Origin of the sequence: Nostocoides jenkinsii Ben 74 (assembly GCF_001046875.1) — a bacterium.
Lineage (GTDB): Bacteria > Actinomycetota > Actinomycetes > Actinomycetales > Dermatophilaceae > Nostocoides_A > Nostocoides_A jenkinsii.
Map to the genome: position 1 here is coordinate 47273 of NZ_HF571038.1, position 22971 is coordinate 70243.

Sequence of the window (22971 nt, forward strand, 5' to 3'; positions counted from 1 at the left end):
GACGGTCCCGACCCGGGAGTCGTCAGTCGGCGGGGGCTTCGAGGAAGCGGTGAACCAGGGGTATGACGCTCGCCCCCTCCCCGGCGGCGCTCGCCACCCGCTTCATCGAGCCGGAGCGGATGTCGCCGACGGCGAAGATGCCAGGCACCGACGTGGCTAGAGCCTCGGGCGGGCAGTTGTCGACCCACTCTTCCATCGGCACCTCTCGCCCGGTGAGCACGAACCCGTGCTCGTCCATGCGCACCTGCTCGGGCAGGAACTCGCAGTGCGGCTCGGCGCCGAGCAGCAGGAACAGGCCGCGCGCTGCCAGTCGCTCCCGCGCCCCACTGCGGGTGTCCTCGACCTCGATCCACTCCAGCGACTCCTCGCCGCCGCCGTCGACCACGGTTACGTTGCCCCGCACCGCAATTCGCGGGTTGTGGTCGATCTCGTCGATCAGGTAGCGGGACATCGTCGCGCTCAGATCCGCGCGCCGGATCAGGATCGTCACCGAACGGGCGAAGCGGGCGAGGTGCACCGCGGCCTGCCCCGCCGAGTTGCCTCCACCGACGACGAAGACCGGCTGATCCTCCATCTCGCGCGCCGCCGTCATCGCCGCGCCATAGTTCACGCCGCGCCCAACCAACTCATCGATCACGGGTATGCCGATCCGCCGGTAGTCCACGCCCGTCGCGATCACGATGGTGCGAGCCCGCACCTCCCCGCCGTCGGTGACGACCGTATGCGGCTCCCCCGGCTCCCCGGGTCGGATCGCGGTCACAGGCCAGCCGGTGAAGAACCGGGTCCCGAAGCGCAACGCCTGCGTCCGCGCCCGCTGAGCCAGCTTGCCGCCGGAGATGCCTCGCGGGAAGCCCAGGTAGTTGCGGATCATCGAAGACGTACCGGCCTGTCCCCCAATGGCTTCCGACTCGATCAGGACGGTGGAGAGGCCTTCGCTTGCGCCGTACACGGCCGTCGCGAGACCTGCGGGACCACCGCCGATGACCATGAGATCGACGATCGTGTCGACGTCGATGTCGGCCGGACGGCCATACAGCCGGGAGGCGATATCGCGCACGGACGTCGGCGCGAAGACATCGGTGGTGTTGTAGAGGCGCAGCAACGGGAAGGTCGGCTCCCCGGGGAAGGCCGCGATCAGGTCGCGGCCGACCTCCGTGTTGGTGCCATAGAGGCGGTTCGGCGAGCCGACCCGGTCGAGGTAGTCGCGCAACGCCAGCGTCAGGCCGCCGCTGGTGTCGGAGACGATCTGCACCGAATCGACTAAGGGCACAGGGACCGTCGCGCCCCACTCCGACAGCAATTCGCAGATGGCGGTGTGGAAATCTTCGTCCCGAGCGCCGCGCGGCATCAGCAGGAAGGCGTCGAACTTCCCCTTCGCCAGGCCCGGCCGTAGCGCGACCGAGTCCTCGCGGAAGTTGGCCCATTCGGCGACGATGACCCGCCGCGCCGTCGGCATCGCCGACCGCAACATGCTGATGCCGACCATCGCGTGCATGTCTGGCAGCCGTGACTCCGCCACGAACATCGCGATCTCGCCCCCGCGCCGGACCACCCGCATGGTCGCGGCCATCGCCTCATCGGCCGAGCGCGCGGTCACGAGGTCGTAGTCGCGGCCATACCTGCCGAACTCGTCGGCGAGTCGCTCGCAATGCTCCGCCGAGACGAGCACGATCGCCGGCCGGGTCCCCTGCGCCACCTCAGTCACAGCCGTGATCGTATGCCGCGCCGCCGCCGCCGTCGCGAACCTCCACGTCCGCGCAACCCCACCGTCAAGCAGGTGGGTGGTCGGACTGATCAGGAATAGCGGGGCGTCGGCTCCGGGTCGTACCAGCCGCCACGGTCGTCGACCACGGCCTGAAAGCGATCGGCCAGCCCCTTGGCGACCGGACCCGTCTCGTCGGCGACATTGGCTTCCCGGACGTAGACAGCCCACTCATCCGACTCGGCGTCGTCCTCCCCCGCCAGTGGTTGGCGGATGACGCGAACTTCGGTGAAGCCTTCCTCGCGTAATTCCTCGGCGACCTCGTCAGCGTCGTCGCGCTCGGGGAAGACCAAGAGATGTTCGGACATGGGACGACACCCTAACCATCGCCACTCAGCCAACTTTGACACCCTGTGCCCATGGCCCCCACCCGCTCCGCTCGCTACCGCACCACCGACGAGTTGCTCGACTTCGTCCCCGTTCTGGACGCCGCACCGAAGGACACCGGCACGCTCAACCTCGTGGTGCGTCGCCCCGCCGTGGGCGAGCGGGAGGTGCTGGACGTCGGGAGGCTCGACGCGGCATACGGCCTGGAGGGGGACACCTGGATCGAGCGTGGGTCCAAGCGCACCGAGGACGGCTCGTCCCACCCCGACATGCAGTTGAACGTCATGAGCCACCGGATGGTGGCCTTCCTCGCCGACGACCCGGCGATCGAACCGCTCGCGGGTGACCAGCTCTATGTGGATCTCGATCTCTCCGAAGAGAATTTGCCCGCGTGGACCTATCTGAGCTTCGGCGACCCGACGGCCCCGACCGCCGTCATCCAGGTCACCGACCAGCCGCACACCGGGTGCGCCAAATTCATCGAGCGCTTCGGTGAGGAGGCGATGCGCTTCGTCAACGGCCGGACCGGCCGCCCCCGGCGCCTACGCGGACTTAACGCGCGCGTGGTCCAGCCCGGCGAGGTTCGCCCCGGTGACCCGGTCACCGTGCGCCGGCCAGGGGACGCTCAGGGCTGACCGGGTCCCCACTCCCAGGGTCGCAGCGGGCTGTTCTCGACTAGCCATGTCTCGACGGCCAGCATGCCACCGGTACCGATCAGGACGCCGATCCCGATGAAGAGCAGTCCGAGCGCCCGGCGCCAGGGCGTATGGGGATCACTCGCCCACCGCAGCCGCTGCACCAGGGAGCGGCCGAGGACGGCAACGGCCAGCAGGACGCCGACGAGGCCCGCGGCATACGCCAGAAGTAGGGCGAGGCCACGGCCGAGATCGGCGGGTAAGACCGTGACGACCACGTATCCGTAGAGGGGGCTGCACGAGGTGAAGACCGGGCCGAGGGCGGCACCGGTGAGCATGGCTCCGCCGAGGCCGGTTCGGGCTCGCGAGCGAGAAAGCGCCGTCGCGGAGCGTGCGTTGACTCCGGAAGCGACCATGAGTCGCTCCCACACCTCGGGCACGGCGGCGAGGAACCCGAGCGTCACCAGCAAGCCGCCGCTGAGCCAGCGCCAGACGTCAGTTGGCACGTCGATGAGCGCGGTACCCGCGCGGAGGAGCAGGGTGAAAGCAATCACCGACGCCCCCAACGAGGCGGCCACGACGAGCGGCCGGAGCCAAGGCCGACCCGGGAGGTCACTGATCGAGCCGCCGACGATCACGGGGACCAGCGAGAGCGAGCAGGGCGCCAACGTCGTCAAGGCGCCCGCGAGGACGGCGCCGAGCAGAGCACCCAGGGTGGCGAGCACGCCCTAGCCGGCCATCGCTTTGATGGCAGCGCCATCCTTGGCACCGGTCCACTTCTTGGTTGCCATCCCGGAGGAATCCACGGCGACGAAGGTGTGCTGGATGGTCACGTCATACTTCTTCTTCAGCTCCGTCGCCGTGTCGTAGTCGACCTTGACGACGGTCAGCCCGTCCGGCACCCCCTGCGACATCAGCGCGGCGTCGGTTGCCTTGCAATCGGGGCACCAGGAGGCGTGGAAGAAGTAGACGACCGTGCTGCCCGATCGGTCCGCCATCTGCTTCTCGTAGTCCGCAAGGGAGAGGTAAGCGCCTTTCGCCATCGTCATGCTCGACGCGTCCGACGCCCCTGCGGTGCTGGTCGAGCTCGCTCCAGCGGAGCTGGTCATGGCGTGACTGTCGCTGTCCGTCATGTCGCCCCCCGAGCACGCGGAGATGCTGCCGGCGAGGCTAAGGACGAGCGCGGTGGCGACGATGTGGCTACGGGACAGCAGAGCAGGCATGGCGGGTGGTCCTTCCACGAAGTGCGCGAGGCACGGATGTGAGGTGCGGGCTCCGCCAGTTCATCGCGACGAGGGGGCCAGGTGCCAGGCCGAGCGCCGGACCGTCAGCGGTCCGTAAGGTCTCCGACCGACAGGCGGGCCAGGCAGCCGTTGCCGCTCGCAAGATTGGTCACGGTCAACTCACCGTCGTGGTCGCGGGCGACCGCGGCTGCGATGGCCAGCCCGAATCCGGCACCAGACCGGGACCGCGCGGAATCCCCGCGCCAACCCGCCTCCATGAGGCGGTCCAGATCCTCTTCCCGTATGCCGCCGCACCGGTCCTCGACGTCAACGCGTGTGCCCTCGATGGACACAACCACCTGTTCCCCTGCCGGCGTATGTTGCACTGCGTTTCGCACGAGATTGGTGACCGCGCGCGTCAACGCCCGGACGTCGCCCAGCACCGTCGCACCGGTGACGGCGCCCGCGATGATCGAGACCTTTGCCGCCTCGGCCTCGGCGCTGACCGCCGCCACGGCATCGGAGAGGACATCGGTCAGGTCGACCGCGGACCGGACCCTGGGCCCCGGGCCCTGCAAGCGACTCATCTCGGCGATGTCCCCGACCAGGGCATCGACGCGGTCGACCTCTCGAACCAGCCGGTTCAGGTCAGCACTGGTGCCGGCGTCCTCGGCATGCCGATCGGCGAGCCCTTCGGCGAGCAGCCGGATGCCCGTGATTGGGGTGCGCAGGTCGTGCGACAGCCAGCCGATCGTGTCGCGTCGAGACGCTTCCACCTCGGCGAGGCGCTGCTGCTCGGCGCTCTCTCGCGCCGCGCGCCGCTCCCAGCGCTGGACGCGGCGGGCCAGCACCATACCGACGAGAAGCGCCATCGGTGCACCGGCGAGCAGCACGAAAAGCAGTGTGCGGTAGTCGTCTTTGGCGACCAGCATTGACCGCGTCGCGGCCGCGACTCCGGCGGCGAGGGACGCGACAAGGACGATCGGGGCGCCGAGGGCGGCGATCGACGGGCGTCGCTCCGCGGCCCGGATCAGCGCGAGGGCGCCGAGGACCGCGACGAGACCCGTGACGCCGATGGACACCGCGACAGCGCCGGCCTGTGGGTTCACCGGGTCAGCCCATCCCAGCGATAGCCCTTGCCGAATACCGTCACGAGGGCGATCGGCGCGCCCGGGTCGACCTCGATCTTTTCGCGTAGCCGCCGCACGTGCACCGTCACCGTCGATTCGTCGCCGACATGCCAACCCCACACGCGTTCCAGTAGTTCCTCACGCGAGAAGACGCGTCCGGGGTAACGCATGAAGTGGGCGAGCAGGTCGAACTCGCGGGCGGTCAACGCCAGGGGCGCATCGCCGCGCCGCGCCGCCCGGGCGGCCGGGTCCAGGCTCAGATCGCCGTCTGCGAGGGCAGGAGAAACCGCTGGCCCGCTGGGCTCCCGTCGTCGAAGGACCGCCCGAATCCGCAACTCCACCTCTCGGGCACTGAACGGCTTGACCACATAGTCATCCGCGCCGACCTGCAGGCCCTGGACTCGCTCGTGCTCCTCACCGCGTGCGGTCACCATGAGCACCGGCAAATCCGGACGGATGCCGCGCAGCCGCCGACATACCTCCAGACCACCAAGGCCGGGGAGCATCAAGTCGAGCAGGACGACATCGGCCGGCTGCGCGGCATACGACTCCAGCGCGTCGGGACCGGTGGGGGCGACGGTCACGGTCATACCGGCGTGGGTCAAGTGCCGAGCGAGGGCCTCACGGACCGTCGCGTCGTCCTCGACGAGTAGCACGCGCACCACGACAGCCACGCTAGGCGATCGGCCTGGCACAGTGGGGCGTATGACGAGCCCTCCCTCCCTGCGTCAACGGACGTGGATGCCGCTCGCGGTGGTCGCCGTGGGCGTCTTGGCGCTGTCGATCCTGTTTGCCGGAGCGCTGGGCTCGCTGCGCGATGCATTGTTCGGCACCGATGCGGCGCCCGCCCCCGGCGACACGACCCTGCTCGAGATCCGCAAAACGGCGGAGCTGCGGGCGGCGACCGGGTCGTTCTCCGTACCGGTGTATTACGGCTTCGACGAGGACAAGGGATTGCTCCGCAAGATCGTCCCGGATGTCATCGATGAGAACAGCGGCGTCGCCATCTATCAAGGATCGATCGATGCGCTGATCGATCTGAAAGCCTTGCAGGACAGGAATATCACGGCCGACAAGGCCGCCGGGACGTTGACGATCACGGTGCCGACGCCGGCGCTCACCACACCCAAGATCGACCTGACCAAGTCGCGCATCGTGGCCCAGCAGCGCGGCATCGGTACGCGCGTCGGCGACTTCTTCGCCAGCGCCCCCTTGGAGCAACGCCAGGCCCTCGACCAGGCGGCCGTTCAGGCATTGCAGCAGGCGGCTGCGGAGTCCGGGCTCCAAGCGACAGCGCGCGAGAACGGTCGCGACTTCCTGACGGCGCTCGGCCATCAGTTGGGCTTCGCGACAGTGACCATCGTGTATGCCGACGAGCCCGGCGCGTTGCCGTAGGCCGGGGAAGGAATCGTGGGTGTATTCCTCCGCATCGTCGATACGTGAATCCGGACACCCAAGGCTTAGTCAGGCCGTGACCGCAGGTGGCCGATCGTCGTGACCACTACGGCGGCGGTCCAGGCCAGTGGCGCGACCGCCGCGGGCTCGCCGTTGTGCAAGACCTTCTCCGGCAACGACCCGGCCGCCGTGCGGTGATTCTCCAACCAGGTCAACAGCGTTCGCGCCGATCCCGCTCTGCCGGTATGCGCGTAGGCCTGCGCCAGCACGGCCGTGGCCGGGGTCCAGCTGATGCCATCATTGCGCCACGTCGACCCGGGTGCGACACCGCCCGCCGGCCGGCGGGCCAGCCGACGATAGCGATCCAGCGCCGCCGACAAACCCGGCGGCGTGGTCGCCTGATAGGGCGGCGCCATGAAGGTCATCGACGCGTCCAATCCCCGCCCGCCGAGATAGCGCGGCCATCCCCTGGGCTCGTATGACCGTGTCACCTCCGCGCGGCACCGCGCGCCCGCCTCGCCGGCGAGGTCGGCGAGCCGACGGTCGGTCCAGACGTCGCCAAGGCGCGCGGCGGCATCGAGAGCGGCCACCACGGGCGCTGCGATGCCCAAGGAGAGGGCCGGCGCCTTGACCTCCCAATAGTCAGGCGTGGCCGGGGGCAAACCCGAGTCGTCGAGAAGGCTGGCCAGCAGCGCGGTGGAACGGCGCACCATACGACCGGAGATGTGGTGGATGCGGTCCGTCTCGTCCGGGTGCAGGGCACACAGCCGATCAGCCGCCCACACCACCCACGCCGTCGAGTCGAGCTGGCGGGTGCGGTTGTCCGGCGGAGCCTCGGTCCAGGGGTCGTAGCGCGGAGCGAACCACCCCGACTCCTCCTGCACGCGCGCGAGGAAGACCAGTTGCGCCAACGCCCGATCGAGCTGGCCGATGGCCGCGAAGGCGACGGCCACGTGGGCGGCGTCGCGCGCCCATACGAACCGCCAGTATGGGGACCAGGCGGCGACGCTCGCCGGCAGCCCCTCGGACAGCACCCACAGATCGAGCAGGGCGCTGATCAGCAGATCCTGGTGCTCACCGCCGCGGTGCACCCAGTCGGGCAGCGCGTCCAGATGGCGCCGCTCGGCGGCACGCACGAGCATCGAGGCCGTATCCAGGCAGCGGCTGCCGGGTCGAAGCCGTGGAAGATCCGCGGCATGGAGCAGGTGGCGCTGACCATCACCGCTGATGGCGACCGTCTCGGAGAGCAGGCCGACCCAGCCGTGCCGCTCCCGATAGGCCTGCCCGGCGAGCCCCACTCCGATCGCCCCGACGCCGAGCATGACCCCTCGCCGCGTCGGTGACTGCCCCATGCTCGGGAACCTAACCCGGGGGTCCGCACCGATGCAATGGACTCGGCGAGACGGTGATCTAACCTTCACGACATGGCAGAGGGGCGCGGAGTGCGGCGGCGCGACGCGGTCATTGCAGCCGGTGCCGCGGCGGCCGGCGTCGGCGGCACCCTGGCGGCTCGGCGCGCGCTGGAGAACGAGAGTCCGCTCCCGTTCTATGGGGGCCCGGCCTCGCTCCTCCCGGCCCCCGACCCGGACACGCCCATCGCGACCGACCTGCGGCTTGTATGGGGCGCGCCCACCTCCGAGCGGGTCGTCGCCTTGACCTTTGACGACGGTCCGCACCCCGAGTGGACCCCGCTCGTCCTCGCGGCGCTCGACTCGGCAGGCGTGCCGGCCACGTTCTTCCTTCGCGGCGACAATGTCGCGGCACACGGGTCCCTGCACGCTGACTCGCTGGCCCGCCATGAACTCGGCAATCACACCTACAGCCACACCGACCTCGCCCGGCTCGATCTCGCTGCCGCCCAGAACGAGATCGGCCGATGCAGCGAGGCGATGGCCACGGCATACGGCAAAACGCCCACCCTGTTTCGGCCGCCCTATGGGCATTCCTCCGGGGCAGCACTCCTGGCCGCGGCGGCGGCGGGGATGACGACGGTGCTGTGGGGAGGGCGCTTCCGGGAGAGTTCGTTTCACACCGACCCGGACGGGCTGTTGCAGGATTCCATCGGCCAGATGCGGCCGGGGACGATCTTCCTCGGGCACGACACGGGCACGCCCGACCGCATTCACTCCGTGCGCATCCTGGCGCCGCTCATCGACAAGATGCAATCCGAAGGCTGGCGGTTTGTGACGGTGAGCGAGTTGCTCGGCGGGGTCGGCGCCTGACCGCGGGTCCAACCCCCGGTCAGACGTCCAGGATCGAGCGCGACCAGCGGACCAGTGCTTGAGACGTATGCTGCCTCGGCCGCTGCCCGGGCCGCATCATCACCGCGTCCCCGGCCGGGCCGACCGCAAAAATCCTACTGCCGGAGCTCATTTGGGCCGCCATGAGCGCCGCCGACAACTCCTCGACACGGCCGCGGAGGGCGTCGACCTGATTTTCCAGGGCGAGGATGCGATGTATGCCCGCGAGGCTCACCCCCTCCTCCTGGGAGAGCCGCTGCACCTCCCGGAGTCGGGCAACATCGCGCGCCGAATAGCGGCGACCGCCGCCCTGCGTGCGTGAAGGGGTGACGAGGCCAAGCCGGTCATACTGCCGGAGCGTCTGGGCGTGCATACCCGCGAGCTGAGCCGCGACCGAGATGACGAAGACCGGCGTCTCGTCGTCGGGGCCGAGACCGTGAACCGACATGCTGATCAGTCCTTGGCCGCTTCGCGGAAGAGGTCGGCGCGGGGATCGCCGCCGGCTTCTTGGTCACGCAGGATCTCGACGGCGGCCATGGCCTCTTCGGTGAGCCGCTGAGGCACCAGGATGGCGACCTTGGCGAGGAGATCGCCAGTGTGGTCCTTGGCGGCGACTCCGCGGCCCTTGACGCGCAGGACCCGGCCGGAGGGGGTGCCCGGCGCGATCTTGACCTTGACCGGGTTCCCTTCCAAGGTCGGCACGGAAACCGTTGCGCCCAAGGTGGCTTCGGCGAAGGTGACGGGCAGGTCAACGGTGAGATTGTCGCCGTCGCGACCGAAGACAGGGTGGGGTTCGACGGCGACGGTGAGGATGAGATCACCCTTCGGGGCGCCCGGGTCACCCTCGCCGCCCTTGCCGCGCAGCCTGATCTTCTGCCCGTCCTTGACTCCCGCCGGGATGCGCGTGGTGATGCGCTGACCGTCAAGACCGGAGAGCGTCACCGTGGCACCGGTGACGGCGTCTCGGAAGCTCAGCGTTGTCTTGGCGTGGATGTCCTGACCGGGCATGGGACCGCGCGGTGCGCCATACCCCCCGAAGCCGCCGCGCCCGCCGGGCTGCTGGAAGCCGCCCGACTGCTGGAAACCGCCCTGCCCAAAGAGGCCACCGAGGATGTCCTCAAGGTCGGGTTGGGCACCGCCGCCTCCCGTGCTGAACCGGACGTTGCCGCCTTGGCCACCGCCGAACATCGAGGAGAAGACGTCCTCGAAACCCGCGCCACCCGACGCGCCGCCGGGACCACCGGCAGTGAATCGGGCTCCCCCACGCGCCATCTGGCGGATCGCGTCATACTCCTCACGCTGCTTGGGGTCAGAGAGCACCGAGTTAGCCTCGGTGATGTCCTTGAACTTCTGCTCCGCTGCCGGGTCCCCGGCGTTCTTGTCGGGGTGGTGCTTGCGCGCGAGCTTGCGATAGGCCTTCTTGATCTCGGCGTCATCGGCATCGCTGGGGACGCCGAGGACGGCATAGAAGTCTTTCTCGAACCAATCCTGACTAGCCATCTCGGCGTCCTCCTCTCGGGAAAAGTGTTGTCACAGTGTCGATATCGAAACCTCAGCTCGGGTCGGCGACGGCCACGCGAGCCGGACGAATGATCCGGTTGCCCGCACGATAGCCGGGCTGGAGGACCTGGACGATGGTCGTCGAGGTCGCGTCGGCCGGCAGATCCGCGCCGGGCAGGTGCATGAGCGCTTCGTGGAACTCCGGGTCGAAGGCTTCGCCCACGGCGCCGAAGCGCTCGAAACCGAAGCGCCCCAGGGTGCCTTCGAACTTGTCGGCGATGGCAGCGAAGGGGCCATCACTCAGATCGCCGTGATCGCGAGCGCCCTGGATGTCGTCCATGACCGGAAGCAAGGCTTCCAGCACATCGGAGATCGCGCGCTCCTGGATCAGCGGTCGGTCGCGATCGACGCGGCGCTTGTAGTTGACATATTCGGCGTTGAGGCGTTGCAGGTCGTTCAATCGCTCAGCGGCCAAGAGGGTGTCGGGGTGCGGCGCCTCGGAAGCGGAGGAGGAGTCGGGGGCGGACGGCATACCGCCGCCCGCGGCGCCCGCGGACTCAGCCGAAGCTGAATCCGCAGGCGCCGCAGCGTCATTCACCGCGTCCGCCTCGACCGGGTGCTCGCCGTTCGAGGTGTCGGGGGAATCGGTCACTTCTTGTCCTCGTCGTCCTCGACGACCTCCGCGTCGACGACATCGGAGTCGTCGTTAGGGGTCGTTCCCTGGGCGGAGTCGGTGGACTCGCTGCCACCCATGTTGGGCGACTCACCCTGCTCGGCCGACGCGGCATACAACGCGGCACCCATCTTCTGGGACTCCTCGTTGAGCTTGTTGACCTTGGCGTTGAGGTCCTCAACCGAGGTGTTGGCATCGGGCCTGATGGCTTCTTTGAGGTCCGCGAGGGCAGTGTCGACCGGGCCGCGCATGTCGGCGGTCAGCTTGTCACCGCTGTCGGCGAGGAACTTCTCGGTGGAGTAGACGAGGTTCTCCGCGGTGTTGCGGGCCTCGGTCTCCTCGCGGCGCTTGGCGTCCTCGGCGGCGTGCGCCTCGGCGTCCTTGACCATGCGCTCGATCTCCTCCTTGGACAGCGCGCTGCCGCCCGAGATGGTGATCTTCTGTTCCTTACCGGTGCCGCGGTCCTTGGCCGTGACGTGCACGATGCCGTTGGCGTCGATGTCGAAGGTGACCTCGATCTGCGGCACGCCGCGCGGGGCCGGCGCGATGCCGGACAGCTCGAAGGTGCCGAGGTTCTTGTTCAGCTGCGCCATCTCGCGCTCGCCCTGGAAGACCTGGATCAGCACGGACGGCTGGTTGTCCTCAGCGGTGGAGAAGACCTCCGACCGCTTGGTCGGGATCGCGGTGTTGCGCTCGATGAGCTTGGTGAACAGACCACCCTTGGTCTCGATGCCGAGGCTGAGCGGGGTGACGTCGATGAGCAGGACGTCCTTGCGCTCACCCTTGAGGACACCGGCCTGAAGGCTGGCGCCGAGGGCGACGACCTCATCGGGGTTGACGCCCTTGTTGGGCTCCTTGCCGGTGAGCTCCTTCACGAGAGCCGAGACGGCCGGCATACGCGTCGAACCACCAACCAGGACAACGTGATCGATGTCCGCGAGCTTGATGCCCGCGTCCTTGATGACGTTCTGGAAAGGCTGCTTGGTGCGGTCGAGGAGGTCCTTGGTCATCTGCTCGAACTGCGCCCGGGTGAGGGTCTCGTCGAGGTGGATGGGGCCGTTCTCGCTCATCGAGAGGTACTGCAGGCTGATGTTGGTGCTCGTCGCGGAGGAGAGCTCCTTCTTGGCCTGCTCGGCGGCGTCGCGCAGACGCTGCATGGCGATCTTGTCCTTGGACAGGTCGACGCCGGTGTTGTTCTTCACCGTGGTGAGCAGGTGCTGGACGATGCGGTCGTCCCAGTCGTCGCCGCCGAGGCGGTTGTCACCGCTGGTGGCCTTGACCTGGATGGTCGCGAAGCCGTCCTCGGGGTCCTTGCCGACCTCGAGGAGGGAGACGTCGAAGGTGCCGCCGCCGAGGTCGAAGACGAGGATGAGTTCGTCCTCCTTGCCCTTGTCCAGGCCGTATGCCAGCGCGGCCGCGGTGGGCTCGTTGACGATACGCAGGACGTTGAGGCCCGCGATCTCACCGGCCTCCTTCGTGGCCTGGCGCTCGGCGTCGTCGAAGTATGCCGGGACGGTGATGACCGCGTCGGTGACGGGCTCCCCGAGGTAGGCCTCGGCGTCGCGCTTGAGCTTCATCAGCGTGCGCGCGCTGATCTCCTGGGCGGAGTACTTCTTGCCGTCGATGTCCTCGGATTTCCAGTCGGTGCCCATGTGGCGCTTGACGGAACGGAGGGTGCGGTCCGCGTTGGTGACGGCCTGGCGCTTGGCGATCTCGCCGACCAGGACCTCGCCGTTCTTGGCGAACGCGACGACCGACGGAGTGGTGCGACCGCCTTCGGCGTTCGCGATGATGGTGGGCTCGCCGCCTTCGAGGACAGCGACGGCCGAGTTGGTGGTTCCGAGGTCGATACCGACTGCACGGGCCATGTGGTGGTGCTCCTTGGTTGAGGTTGAGTTGCTTGCACTCAAGTTAAGGACTGTATGCCGCTTGCGCAACTCGGAGTCCGAAAACTTGCGTCTGATTCACTCAACTCTTGTGGTCGGCCGATCATTCCCGCCCGCCTCTGCCCCCGAAGACCTCGGACTCTTGTAGGTTCTCGATCTACTTGTCGTTGTCTCACTTTCTTGTCGCAGGCGTGTCGTTGTCTCGCTAACTTGTCGCGCGGGTGGACGCTGGTCTCGTGGCCACGCAGCCGCGCGAGCGGATGGTCGAGTTCCGGTACACGTCCTTCATGGGCCAGGACGTGATCACGACGCTGAACTTGGCTCCGTCGGCGGAGGTGGCCCGGGGACTACCGGTTCGGTCCTTCCCCTCCTATGCGGGGATGGGGCACTACCCAGGTTGGTGGTGGTCCGCCACAGTGGGAGACCACGTGGGCTACGAGAGCCTGCTGGAGCGCGACCGGCTGATGCTTGCCGACTTCGACCGTGACGTGGTGGCCATCGCGAGCCAGCCATTCGGCATCTCCGGTCGCGACGGCGATGCGCTACGTCGACACGTGCCGGACTACCTGCTGCTTCATCGCAACGGAACTGTGGAGGTCGTCGACGTCAAGCCTGCCGACATGTTGGACAAGCCCGATGTCGCGGTGGTTCTCGACTGGACTGGACGATTGCTGGCCGTACGCGGCTGGAGGTACTCGATCTGGTCGGGCGCGGATCCGATCGAACTGACGAACGTCCGCTTCCTCGCCCAGGGACGTCGCGCCCGGTTCGTCGATTCCGACGCGATGGCCACGCTGGCCCGTGCAGGTCGTCCTGGACGCACTCTCGGTGCAGCCCTGGCCGAGGCATCTCGGTCACCCCACTCCAGTGCCACCCTGCGGGCGGCGCTCATCGCGCTGCTCTGGAAGCAGACGTGGCAGGTCGCGCTCGATCAGCCGATCGATATGAGCACCGAGATCCGGACGATTCGAGAGGTCCATGACGAACAACGCTGTTCTTGAGGTCCGCGTCGGCAGCCGGCTCTGGTTCGACGGGGAGGCGTGGTCGGTGTGCGAGGTCGACGCGACCACGGTGAGGCTGAACGCCGGCGACGGACGGTATCGCACGGTGACCGTGGCAGAGCTGATCGACACTGCAAGTCCCGCCGAGTCCGGGCACCAACCGGACCCCGACGGGCTGCCCCTCCCGCGCAACGTCGCCTGGGCAAGTCTGTCGAGCAAGAAGAGGTCCAGCCTCGAGCGGGAGGTGACCGTCTTCAGCGTCCTGTTGGAGTCCGCGTTGGATGAGCAAGCAATTGCCATCCGGCGGGCGGCCGATGATCTCGGCGTTTCCATCCGTACCGTCCAGCGCAGGCTGCGCCGTTTCCAGCACCTCGGTCCGGAGGGTTTGATCGACGAACGTGTTCTCCAAGAGACCCGGCGTAGCGTGGATCCGCGCTGGGACGAGGCGTGCGTCGCGATCCTGCACGAATACGTCAACCGGTCGACACCGTCGAAGCAGACGGTCATCAGCCGGGCAACGAAGGCGTTCCTGCGCGAGGTGCCCGACGGAAAGCCACCGACCCGGGCAGTGGCGTATCGGCGAGTCGTCGAGCTCGACGCGGGCAAGTACACGTTCAGCGACGCACCCCGGCGTCGATCCGTCGCGAAGCGGCCCCAGGGAGTCCTCGGTCAGCTTCGCCCGACCCGGCCAGGCGAATACGTCCTGATGGATGGATACAAGCTCGACGTCTTCGCGATGGAGCCGGTGACCATGCGCTGGGTCAACACCGAGCTGACGGTGGCGATGGACCTCTTTGACCGCTCGATCAAGGGAATCCGCCTGCGGCCGGTGGCAGCGAAGTCCGCGGATGTGGCCAGTGTCCTCCTCCAGTGCCTGACTCCGCAGCAGTGGGGCCGGGAGCCCAGCGCGCCAACTGGCCCCTACGCCGGTGTTCCCGAGAACGTGGTCCTCGGGTCGATCGGGGTCCTTCCCGACACCATCGTCATCGACCACGGCAACGTCTATATGTCCGAGCACACGCTCGGTTCCTGCCGTCGACTCGGAATCTCAGTCCAGCCCGCGATCCCCGACAAACCGACAGACAAGCCCGTCCTCGAGCGGTTCTTCCGGACGCTACGCCAATCACTGCTGGACAAGCTCAGCGGATACAAGGGGCCGAACATCGCTTCCCGCGGCAAGGACGTGGAGAAGGGCGCGTTCTACTTCGTCACCGAGCTTGAGCAGCTGATCAGGGAGTGGGTCGGCGACGTCTACCACGTCAAGGCACACAAGGGATTGCGGGACCCACGCCTACCCGGCGTGGACCTCTCGCCCCAGGAGATGTTCAACCGCGGCATCGAGGTCTCCGGCCTGCTGCGACTCCCAACGCGCGAAGACCTGCGCTACGAGCTCATGGAGGTCCAGTGGCGCAAGATCAACCACTACGGCGTGGACATCGACACCCGTCGCTACGACGGGCCCGCCCTCAACCCGTACCGAGGACACCGCTCGAACTACGGGGGAACTCACCCAGGGAAGTGGCCGATCCTGGTCGACGTCGACGACATCCGGACCGTCTACTTCCGGGACCCGGCCAACGACGCTTGGCATCCCTTGGAATGGCGTCTCGCCGTGGGAATCAACGCCCCATTCAGCAAGGACGCCGCCGACTACACGCGGCGACTGACCATCCGAGAAAACCGGCACGTCGACCCGCAGCAAGCCGTCGAGGATCTGCTCGCCCGATGGACACGTGAAGAAGTGATGGGCCGTCGGGAACGCAACCTAGCGATCCGCATCGCCAGCATGCCCAGCTCGTTCGAGCCCGATTCCGACGTCAAACCCGAGGAACGGGCCTCGTTGCCTGGAGTGATCGACCTGCTGAGCCGACGCCAGGAACACCGCCCTCAAGAACATCCCGACGACCTGGATGAGGTGTTCGAGCGCTACTACGCCGCCCAGCCCGACGCCGGCGGCTTCGACCTACTCGACGACTGACCGGGGGAGCAGTGACCAATCCGTGGGCCGCCTGGCTTCGCACCAACGATCGCCAGTCCTACGTGCTGGCCGACAAGGTCGGCTGGGACGCCTTCGTCAACTCTGGCCCGCGCGACCCCCTGCCGTCCCTGTCGCGAGATGAAATGGGCGCGCTGTCGGACGACGCTTTGGAGGACTACAACGCAGCGCGTGCGGTGTGGCACGCCAACCCCGCCGCCGTCCGCACCACTCAGGTCGCGGCGGCCTACTCCGTCATCGACCAGGTCATGGCTGGCAACCATCGCGACGGCGACCGACTCCGCGGAGCCGTGGTCATCGACTCTGAACCGGCACTGGGCAAGACCACCATCGCCACCCGCTACGGCAGGGACTTCCACCGGCGTATCTACCGGCGGTATGGGCCGACGACCGATACCGGATCCCAACGGTTGCCGGTCGTCTACGTGCCGCTCCGGAGCGCAACCACGCTCAAGGACCTGAACAAGCAGATCCTCAAGTTCTACCGGCACCCAGCCGGCTCCCGAGACACCAAGGCCGATCTGGTCGCCCTGGTCGTCGACGCCGTCACCACTGGCGAGACCCGTCTGATCATCATCGACGACCTTCACTTCGTTGACTACAGCCACCGTGACGGCAAGGCGGTCGCCAACCACCTGAAGGGGTTGGCCAACGCTCTACCGGTGACGTTCATGTACACGGGGGTGGGCCTGCTGGGGCGGCGCTTCTTCACCGAAGGCACGCAAGGGAATCCCAAGTCCGTTGAGGTGGCCCAGATGGGTCGTCGGACCACACGCTGCGCTGTGGCCCCGTTCACGCTCTCGACCGACGCCGGATTCCGGGCCTGGGTCGACCTGCTTGCTGCCCTGCAGTCACAGCTCCTGCTGGCCGACGCCCCGCCCGATGTCCTCACCCGGCACGCCCGGGAGCTGTTCCGCCGCACACAGGGTCGCATCGGCTCACTGACCGGTCTGCTCGAGCACGCGTGCCACGTCGCTGTCGCCACCGGGATCGAGGACATCACGGCCGACGTCCTGTCCATGTCTGTCGCCGACAATGCCTCCGAGACCAGTGCTGCAGCCGTGGGCTGACCCCGTCCGGCCATCGGCGGTGGCTGGACCGCGAGCACTGCGGACGATCGTCGGTGGGTATGACATCTACCGCTGGCCCATCTACGTCCCCCGAGGAGACGATGAGTCGCTCGCCGGATGGCTGCGGCGGCTTGCTCATCGCTACGGCATCACGGTCACCGGCGTCCTGGCCGAACTCGGCATCGACCACCGCAGCCAGGCACAGCCTGACCTGCCGGCCATGGTCGAGGCAGACCCGACTGGCTTCGCCCGGGCCGGGCTCGACCCGCCTCAGCAAGCCGCCCGCTGCTCCGTCATCGGGGCCTCGCTCGACCGGCTCGACGCGCACTACTGGTCCGACATTCGGTGCCGCCGCAGCCAACGCTGGACCCGATCCAGCCGCTTCTGCCCCCGCTGCCTCGCCGAAACCGGACAATGGGCCGAGACATGGCAGCACCCCTACCACCTCGCCTGCCTCAACCACGGCGTTCTGCTGGAGTGGCGATGCCCCTACTGCCACGCCGCGCCCTTCGCCAAACCCACCTGGCTCGCCCACGACGGCAGCCCGACCGCCTGCCACGACTTCATCGACACCTCCACCGGCAAGCGATACCGCGCACGGTGCGGCACCCAGCTGAGCGAGACCCCGACCGTGGAGGCGCACCCCGACCTACTGGGCGCTCAGGAGTGGCTTTGGACGCTCATCGCCGCTGCCTCGCGCGAGGAGCAGGTAGTCGTCGCCGGCTTCCATGTCCCTGCCGCGACGGCATACGAGGCAGCTGCAGAGATCATCACCGAGAACACCCTGGACCCGAAGATCTTCGACATCCGCTTCGCTGAGGAGCACGGCTTGCAGGTCGCGCACCTTCTGCTCACCCAGCCATCGCTGCGCGACGCGGCTTCTCTGGCGACCGACGTGGGCGGCTTCAACCCTCAGGAAGGTGTGGCTCCCATCGGGCCGCTCTTCCGGGTGCAGCAGCGGCCACGCAACGCGGTGCTGACCGCGATCTCGCTCCAGCAGCATCAAGGTCAGCTCACGGTAGGCGCCGAACTGAAGTTCCGCATCGGAACGCCAGCCCCCTGCTACCCCCAAGCCTGGCGAGCCACGACGACGCCGCTCACGCCAGCGGCGAGCCTCCCGGATCTGCCGATGTCGTCGATCCCCAGCACGCTCTGGCCCGGATCCATCACGCTCGGCTCAGTGGAACTCGACTCCCATCACGGCGTTGACACCCCGCTCGGACGCGCCTTCGCCGCGATCGCGCTGGCCCGCTTCGCCAGCGACCGCGGGTGGCGCCTTATCGCCGTCAACCTCGGCCTGCCCGCCCACTGCGCCAGCACCGGCGCCCGCCACTGGCACGCCATCGACAAGGCCGGGCACTGGCCCACCTACGTCCAGGCGATCGGCCGCCTCTTCGAACAGCTGCACGCCTGTCCGCCACCGATCGACTACGAACGCCGTCGCATCACCGCCCAACCCGATGCTGTCAAGACGTTGGTACGGAAACGCCATGCTCCCGACTCGACGCGTGACGAGCGGCGCGCCTTCTGCGCGCACCTATGGAGTGTCTACACCGGCGGCCACATCACCTTCGCTCCGAAGCCGCTGTCCGGGTGGGCCAACGATCATGAGGACGCTCCCGACGATGTCCTCGAGTCGGCGGCCACCGGACTCGGCCGGCCACCCGGGGAGCCGCTGACGTGGCAACCACCTTGAAGGGCGGGGTCCATCCCGGCGGTCCGGACCGACCGACGCGTTCCTTGGTCTTTCGGGGCGACGGCGGCTTTCGAGACACGGGACCTGAACGTGGTCGCCGCCACCTTCGCTGCCGCCGAGGCCGGAAGCGAACACACCCCCCATGTCGGCTGGGTCGCCAAGTACGCACCCGACGACGAGACCGTCGGGTACCTCGACCACACCATCCCCGGCCCCACCTCGATCATGGACCTCCGCGGAAGCCTCGGCCGCTGCCTCCAACACTCGCTTCTCCGCTACGAAGACGGCCACCAGTGGCCCCACCTCGAGAAGTGGGAACTCGACTGGGCGGTCGCCGACCCCATCGGCTACCAGGACCGTCACGTCCCAACATGGCTTCGGGATGATTTCGACCTGACCGAGCCGCTGCCAGACCTCGACCCCCGTCGCGCGAAGCTCAGGGGCATCGCGGTCGAGACACGGACATGAGCGTTCCCGCCCCTCCGTCAGTGTCAGGTGGCATGATCAAGGACGAGGAGGCCGCCATGGATGTCGACTACGAAGAGCCCAGGTTCGTCACGCCGATCTGCACGGTTCAGGATGTCGCGGACCTCGTCGGCATGCCCCTCGATACCGTGAAGGCATGGGCCGGGCAACGGTCCTCCCGGAGACAGATGTTCACCCGCAACCCGCAGGATCATCGCGGCTGGCCCTCCGTTCCTCTGGTTGGCCTCGTCGAGGCCAACACCCTTCGCACTCTTCGAGAAATGCTCGCGCCTTCCGAGGTCGATGCGGCAGCCCTCTGGATCCGCCAGCGTTTCGACGCACCCTTCGCCCTCGCCAACAAGCGGCTCGTCACGGACGGCGCCTACGCCTACGTCCGGGAGAATCCCAGCGAGCTCTACCGGGTAAAGACCAGCCAGCACGCCTTCGTCGAAGTTCTCGAAGATCACCTCAAGCCGCTCATCTTCGAGGACGACGACTACCCCGTCGCGTTCGAGGTCCGCATCCCGGGTGTTGCGATAGACCCGCGCTTCAACGCCGGGCGCATGACCTTCGTCCGCAACCGCGTCCCGGTCTTCGCTGTCCTCGGGAGCCTCGCGGGCGGCGACTCCGTCGACGAGGTCATGCAGCAGTACGGGCTCACTCTGCAGGAGGTGGCCGCAGTCGATGAACACCGGGAGTGGGCGGCCACGGCCGCGTAAAGGCGACCAGATCCTCCTGGTCGACCGGTGCCTCGCACCGGAGGTCGCCTACGAGATCTCCAAGATGGACGGCATACACGGAATCCCGCTGCGCGATCACTACGGAGACGAAACCGCGCAGGGGCTGGAGGACATCACCTTCCTCACTGAGGCCGGACAGCGCGGCTGGGGCGTCCTCACCCAGAACCCCCGCATGTGGCAAGTCCCCCAGGAGCGGACCTGCATCGTCGAGCACCGAACGCGTCTTCTCGCTAGATGACCCGAACGCCAGCAAGACGCTGAAGGGCCTTGTCCTCGGTCGTCACCTCCTGTCCATCCGCCGACGGCTACATCGTCCCGATCCCTGCTTCTGGAGACTCCGCCTGCAGGCCACACGAAAGGACCTCGCGTGAGCGAGTACGACCCTCCGTTCGAGCCGACGAGCAGTCCTGAAACCGCCCGCCAGAGCGTGGAGTTCGAGTCCATCAACGTGTGCCGGGTTGTCGCGTTGGGCGCGGCCTTCGGGTCTGCACGCGGCTTGAGCGGACTGGAGAGGGAACTCCAGGCCATGGGACTTCCCGAGTATCTCGCGGGCAACAGCGACTGGTCCTGGGACGACGCCGCAAGACAGTTCGACCGGGGTGTATTCGTGGAGGACCGTTCTCGTGAGGAGACCTTCGCCGCGCTCCGAACCGACGCATGGCCAGCCGGAGCCGTCACCTTTCTCGTGCAGGTCCTTGGTTCGGGACTTGAGCGCGAGTCCGCCGCCGCAGCAGCAGCGATTTGGGTCGCTTCAGGTCGGCGGAACGTGATCGAGCGGCGAGGCGGCCCCCGCCGCCGTTGGTACCGCTTGTGGGACTTGTACGGCTTCCCTTTCGACCTGCCAGGAGCCTTCGAGCCGTGGGGCGCGGCTGCGGACTGGACCTACAACCCCGATCTCGAGACGCCACCACCACGCACGCTGGGCTGGTCGCCAGGGGGCTGGCAGATGGCCGCCCGCGAGCTACTTCAGCCCGATGCCTACCCGGGAGATTCTCCCGAACGGATCGAGGAACTCGCCGCAGCGCGGCTATCCCTCGCCATGCGATCCGAAGACCCGATCACGAGACAGCTCGCAATGGCAGCCCTCGCGCGAGTGGGGAGCGGTGACGACGATGCCGAAGGTGGTGGGGCGGGTCGCGCGCCCATCCCAGGCGCCGTTTCCGTGTCCACCATCATCCACGGAACATGGGGATGGAAAGGCGACTGGTGGCGGCCCAGCGCCTCGTTCCACGACTACGTCCGCCAGGAGGTGAGGGCAAACATCTACTCGCGGGGCGCGCCCTTCAGTTGGAGCGGCGCCTATAGCGACCCTCAACGGCGCGTGGCAGCAGAAGACTTCCGCCGCTGGGCCGAAGAGATCAGCCCTCGCGGCATCGACACGCTCCTCGGCCACAGCTACGGCGGCGAGGTCGCAGTGCGCGCATGGAGTCTAGGCACCAAGATCCAAGAAGTCGTCCTCCTGAGCACGCCAGCAAGCCAGCACGTCCGCTTCGCTGTCGAAAGCGGTCTCAAGACCATCGACATCCGCCTGCCGTTCGACCCAGTGCTCGCCCTGGCGCGAACGCCCCAGCGGATCCGCCGGAAGGCAACCAACCTGACCGAAGTTGTTTTGCCCCAATGGCATCTATCGCACGGGGCGACCCACGACCCCGACGTCTGGCAGTCGGAAAACCTCGTCCAGCGGGCACTGCTCTGATGACCGAGATCGAACCGCCGGATGGGGCTGACCATGCATGAGTTCGCGGAGTGGATTCCGCTGCTCCAGAGCCTGCTCTGGGCCGGACTGATCACAGGCGTATTGGTGTGGGGGCGGCACCACTGGAACGGCATCCTGAGCGCCCTTCGCAAGCGTGTGGAGCACGGTGACACCGTCAAGCTAGGAGTTGGTAGTTTCTCGGCCGAGCTGGAGCGAGAGACCCGGGGCGTGCCCCGAATCACGCCAGGAGACGAGGGCGTTCTCAACTCAGCAGCCGGGCCGGCGCATGAGCTCGAGGAGTTCCGAGTCCACGTCGGACGGTCTCAGCGGGGAGTACATCTCGTACACATCGCCACGCCATCCGAGCACCTCGACCAAGAGTGCGACCTCTTTGTCTTCCTGACGGGCTGGCGGCGCTCTGCTTACGGGCTGCCAGATGACCTTTCGGACGTATCGACTGCCGAGTTCTATCTCGGCCCCAACTTCGAGCCCAGCGGGACTACCGTCACTCGCCGTCACGGTTCTACGCTCGGATTCGTCACCTCTGCCTGGGGGCCTGTGATCTGTGCATGCCGCGTGACCTTCACCGACGGTGACCAGGTCATCCTGAGTCGTTACCTGGACTTCGAGTCGGCCGCGCTTGCCGAACGGGTGATTGGGAGTGCCTAAGCCTTCCAACTCGGCACATTGTTCGGACGCTCCAGAAGACCATCTGTCAGACCGAAGGGACTAGAACGATGCTTGGCATCATGCTATGCGGCGCGAGCGACACAGCCGACCTGGCACGTTCGTTTGCCGAGGTCACCCAAGGCCTGGGCGGAGAGCCCTGGCACTATCAAACTGGCGAGATCCTCTACCTCAACAACGCCACCGCGAGTTGGGAGGGAAACTCCCGCCGAACCGTTGCGGCCGCGGACCTATGCGTCTTCGTCATCTTGCGACGACATGGTGAGATTACGTGGAGCACCGAACTACGGGCTGCCCTGGATGGCGGCAAGCCCTTTATTGTACTTTGCCTCGACACGACCTACGCCGAGTATCTTGCGCTCACCCGCAACGTCGCAGTTGACGCGATTGCCGATGACAACAAGCGGAGGCTTGTCGAGACGATGACTGAACTGGAGTCCGAGCGGCAACTGACCGTTGCCACCTTCGACTTCAACACCTTCAAAGACGTCTATCGGCGCGAAGCAGCGAAACTCTTCGAGGAGGCGCTCCAACTGCTGAGTGAACGCTCCAAGCGACAGACACTAATCGCGCTGCTCGGGGACCCGGCAGGGTCTGTCCGACCAACGGTGTAAGTGGCATGAGGGGTTGTTCCTTACAGGGTTTCCGCCGCGGGCATCCGGTCTTTGAATGTGACGGCGAAGGCGTTCAGGGCCGGCTTCCACCTGGTGACCCATCGTGCCTGCCCGAGGCCCTTGGGGTCTAGTGAGCGGGTGACCAGGTAGAGAGTCTTCATCGCGGCCTGTTCGGTCGGGAAGTGGCCCTTGGCGTTGACCGCGCGCCGGTAGCGCGCGTTCTGGGACTCGATCG

25 protein-coding genes are annotated in these 22971 nt (G+C 67.4%); 13 read left to right on the forward strand and 12 right to left on the reverse strand.

The annotated features are described in order from the left end of the window. Positions 1-22: 22 nt before the first annotated feature. A complete protein-coding gene (locus BN13_RS00200; protein WP_235433877.1) occupies positions 23-1705 on the reverse strand; it encodes an FAD-dependent oxidoreductase in 1683 nt (560 codons plus the stop codon). Between the two features lie 89 nt (positions 1706-1794). Then, entirely contained in the window at positions 1795-2070 is a 276-nt protein-coding gene (locus BN13_RS00205; RefSeq protein ID WP_048543467.1) for a hypothetical protein, read from the reverse strand. A 51-nt stretch (positions 2071-2121) separates the two neighbouring features. Between BN13_RS00205 and BN13_RS00210 the strand changes: the two genes are divergently transcribed. Further along, complete coding sequence (locus BN13_RS00210; protein ID WP_048543469.1) at positions 2122-2724, forward strand: MOSC domain-containing protein; 603 nt, start codon at positions 2122-2124, stop codon at positions 2722-2724. On the opposite strand, the gene BN13_RS00215 is transcribed toward BN13_RS00210, so the two are convergent. From BN13_RS00215 to BN13_RS00230, 4 genes are all read right to left on the reverse strand, one after another. Further along, complete coding sequence (locus tag BN13_RS00215) at positions 2715-3449, reverse strand: cytochrome c biogenesis protein CcdA (RefSeq protein WP_235433878.1); 735 nt, start codon at positions 3447-3449, stop codon at positions 2715-2717. The two genes, BN13_RS00210 and BN13_RS00215, sit on opposite strands and share 10 nt — an antisense overlap. Before the next feature lie 3 nt (positions 3450-3452). Further along, the gene (locus tag BN13_RS00220; RefSeq protein ID WP_048543471.1) at positions 3453-3947 is read right to left on the reverse strand and encodes a thioredoxin family protein; all 495 of its coding nucleotides are present in this window, start codon (positions 3945-3947) and stop codon (positions 3453-3455) included. A gap of 104 nt (positions 3948-4051) precedes the next feature. Beyond that, positions 4052-5056, reverse strand: coding sequence for a sensor histidine kinase (locus BN13_RS00225; RefSeq protein ID WP_048543473.1), 1005 nt, complete (start codon positions 5054-5056; stop codon positions 4052-4054). Further along, on the reverse strand, positions 5053-5742 hold the full coding sequence (locus BN13_RS00230; RefSeq protein WP_053079849.1) for a response regulator transcription factor: 690 nt from the start codon (positions 5740-5742) through the stop codon (positions 5053-5055). Before BN13_RS00230 ends, BN13_RS00225 begins: the two co-directional genes overlap by 4 nt. Positions 5743-5782: 40 nt before the next feature. Between BN13_RS00230 and BN13_RS00235 the strand changes: the two genes are divergently transcribed. Continuing rightward, positions 5783-6472, forward strand: coding sequence for a DUF4230 domain-containing protein (locus BN13_RS00235; RefSeq protein ID WP_084733464.1), 690 nt, complete (start codon positions 5783-5785; stop codon positions 6470-6472). A gap of 65 nt (positions 6473-6537) precedes the next feature. On the opposite strand, the gene BN13_RS00240 is transcribed toward BN13_RS00235, so the two are convergent. Continuing rightward, positions 6538-7824 (reverse strand): glycoside hydrolase family 15 protein, encoded by a 1287-nt coding sequence (locus tag BN13_RS00240; protein ID WP_157038345.1) that lies wholly within the window; start codon positions 7822-7824, stop codon positions 6538-6540. Positions 7825-7896: 72 nt separating this feature from the next. Here BN13_RS00240 and BN13_RS00245 point away from each other — a divergent pair, with 72 nt between their 5' ends. Continuing rightward, a complete protein-coding gene (locus BN13_RS00245) occupies positions 7897-8694 on the forward strand; it encodes a polysaccharide deacetylase family protein (RefSeq protein ID WP_048543482.1) in 798 nt (265 codons plus the stop codon). A gap of 19 nt (positions 8695-8713) precedes the next feature. Here BN13_RS00245 and BN13_RS00250 read toward each other — a convergent pair whose 3' ends face one another. From BN13_RS00250 to dnaK, 4 genes are read right to left on the reverse strand one after another with little or no spacing between them, the layout of a single operon-like run. Further along, entirely contained in the window at positions 8714-9160 is a 447-nt protein-coding gene (locus tag BN13_RS00250) for a heat shock protein transcriptional repressor HspR (RefSeq protein WP_048543484.1), read from the reverse strand. A 5-nt stretch (positions 9161-9165) separates the two neighbouring features. Beyond that, complete coding sequence (locus BN13_RS00255) at positions 9166-10212, reverse strand: DnaJ C-terminal domain-containing protein (protein ID WP_048543486.1); 1047 nt, start codon at positions 10210-10212, stop codon at positions 9166-9168. A 52-nt stretch (positions 10213-10264) separates the two neighbouring features. Next, positions 10265-10864 carry a nucleotide exchange factor GrpE gene (locus tag BN13_RS00260; RefSeq protein WP_048543488.1) on the reverse strand — a complete coding sequence of 200 codons (600 nt, stop codon included), beginning with the start codon at positions 10862-10864 and terminating at the stop codon, positions 10265-10267. Continuing rightward, positions 10861-12753: a molecular chaperone DnaK gene (gene dnaK, locus BN13_RS00265; protein WP_048543490.1), complete on the reverse strand. Its 1893-nt coding sequence runs from the start codon at positions 12751-12753 to the stop codon at positions 10861-10863. Before dnaK ends, BN13_RS00260 begins: the two co-directional genes overlap by 4 nt. Positions 12754-13007: 254 nt before the next feature. Here dnaK and BN13_RS00270 point away from each other — a divergent pair, with 254 nt between their 5' ends. The 10 genes from BN13_RS00270 to BN13_RS00315 all read left to right on the forward strand — a co-directional run bounded on the left by BN13_RS00270 (position 13008) and on the right by BN13_RS00315 (position 22736). Then, a complete protein-coding gene (locus BN13_RS00270) occupies positions 13008-13772 on the forward strand; it encodes a TnsA-like heteromeric transposase endonuclease subunit (RefSeq protein WP_048548640.1) in 765 nt (254 codons plus the stop codon). Continuing rightward, a complete protein-coding gene (locus BN13_RS00275) occupies positions 13750-15750 on the forward strand; it encodes a helix-turn-helix domain-containing protein (RefSeq protein ID WP_048543491.1) in 2001 nt (666 codons plus the stop codon). Before BN13_RS00270 ends, BN13_RS00275 begins: the two co-directional genes overlap by 23 nt. A gap of 11 nt (positions 15751-15761) precedes the next feature. After that, positions 15762-16838, forward strand: coding sequence for a TniB family NTP-binding protein (locus tag BN13_RS00280; RefSeq protein WP_048543492.1), 1077 nt, complete (start codon positions 15762-15764; stop codon positions 16836-16838). Positions 16839-16857: 19 nt separating this feature from the next. After that, on the forward strand, positions 16858-18534 hold the full coding sequence (locus tag BN13_RS00285) for a TniQ family protein (protein WP_162199887.1): 1677 nt from the start codon (positions 16858-16860) through the stop codon (positions 18532-18534). 90 nt (positions 18535-18624) lie between these two features. Next, positions 18625-19002 carry a hypothetical protein gene (locus BN13_RS00290; RefSeq protein WP_048543495.1) on the forward strand — a complete coding sequence of 126 codons (378 nt, stop codon included), beginning with the start codon at positions 18625-18627 and terminating at the stop codon, positions 19000-19002. A gap of 32 nt (positions 19003-19034) precedes the next feature. Next, positions 19035-19718, forward strand: a complete 684-nt coding sequence (locus BN13_RS00295) for a DUF433 domain-containing protein (protein WP_048543496.1) — start codon at positions 19035-19037, stop codon at positions 19716-19718. Continuing rightward, on the forward strand, positions 19684-19977 hold the full coding sequence (locus BN13_RS00300; RefSeq protein ID WP_048543497.1) for a PIN-like domain-containing protein: 294 nt from the start codon (positions 19684-19686) through the stop codon (positions 19975-19977). Before BN13_RS00295 ends, BN13_RS00300 begins: the two co-directional genes overlap by 35 nt. Positions 19978-20106: 129 nt before the next feature. After that, positions 20107-21435: a hypothetical protein gene (locus BN13_RS00305; protein WP_048543499.1), complete on the forward strand. Its 1329-nt coding sequence runs from the start codon at positions 20107-20109 to the stop codon at positions 21433-21435. Positions 21436-21468: 33 nt separating this feature from the next. Then, positions 21469-22104: a pYEATS domain-containing protein gene (locus BN13_RS00310; protein WP_157038346.1), complete on the forward strand. Its 636-nt coding sequence runs from the start codon at positions 21469-21471 to the stop codon at positions 22102-22104. A 68-nt stretch (positions 22105-22172) separates the two neighbouring features. Next, positions 22173-22736 (forward strand): hypothetical protein, encoded by a 564-nt coding sequence (locus BN13_RS00315; protein ID WP_157038347.1) that lies wholly within the window; start codon positions 22173-22175, stop codon positions 22734-22736. Positions 22737-22756: 20 nt separating this feature from the next. Here BN13_RS00315 and BN13_RS00320 read toward each other — a convergent pair. Further along, positions 22757-22971 (reverse strand): transposase (locus BN13_RS00320; protein ID WP_048543506.1); only part of this gene is annotated, 215 nt, incomplete at its 5' end.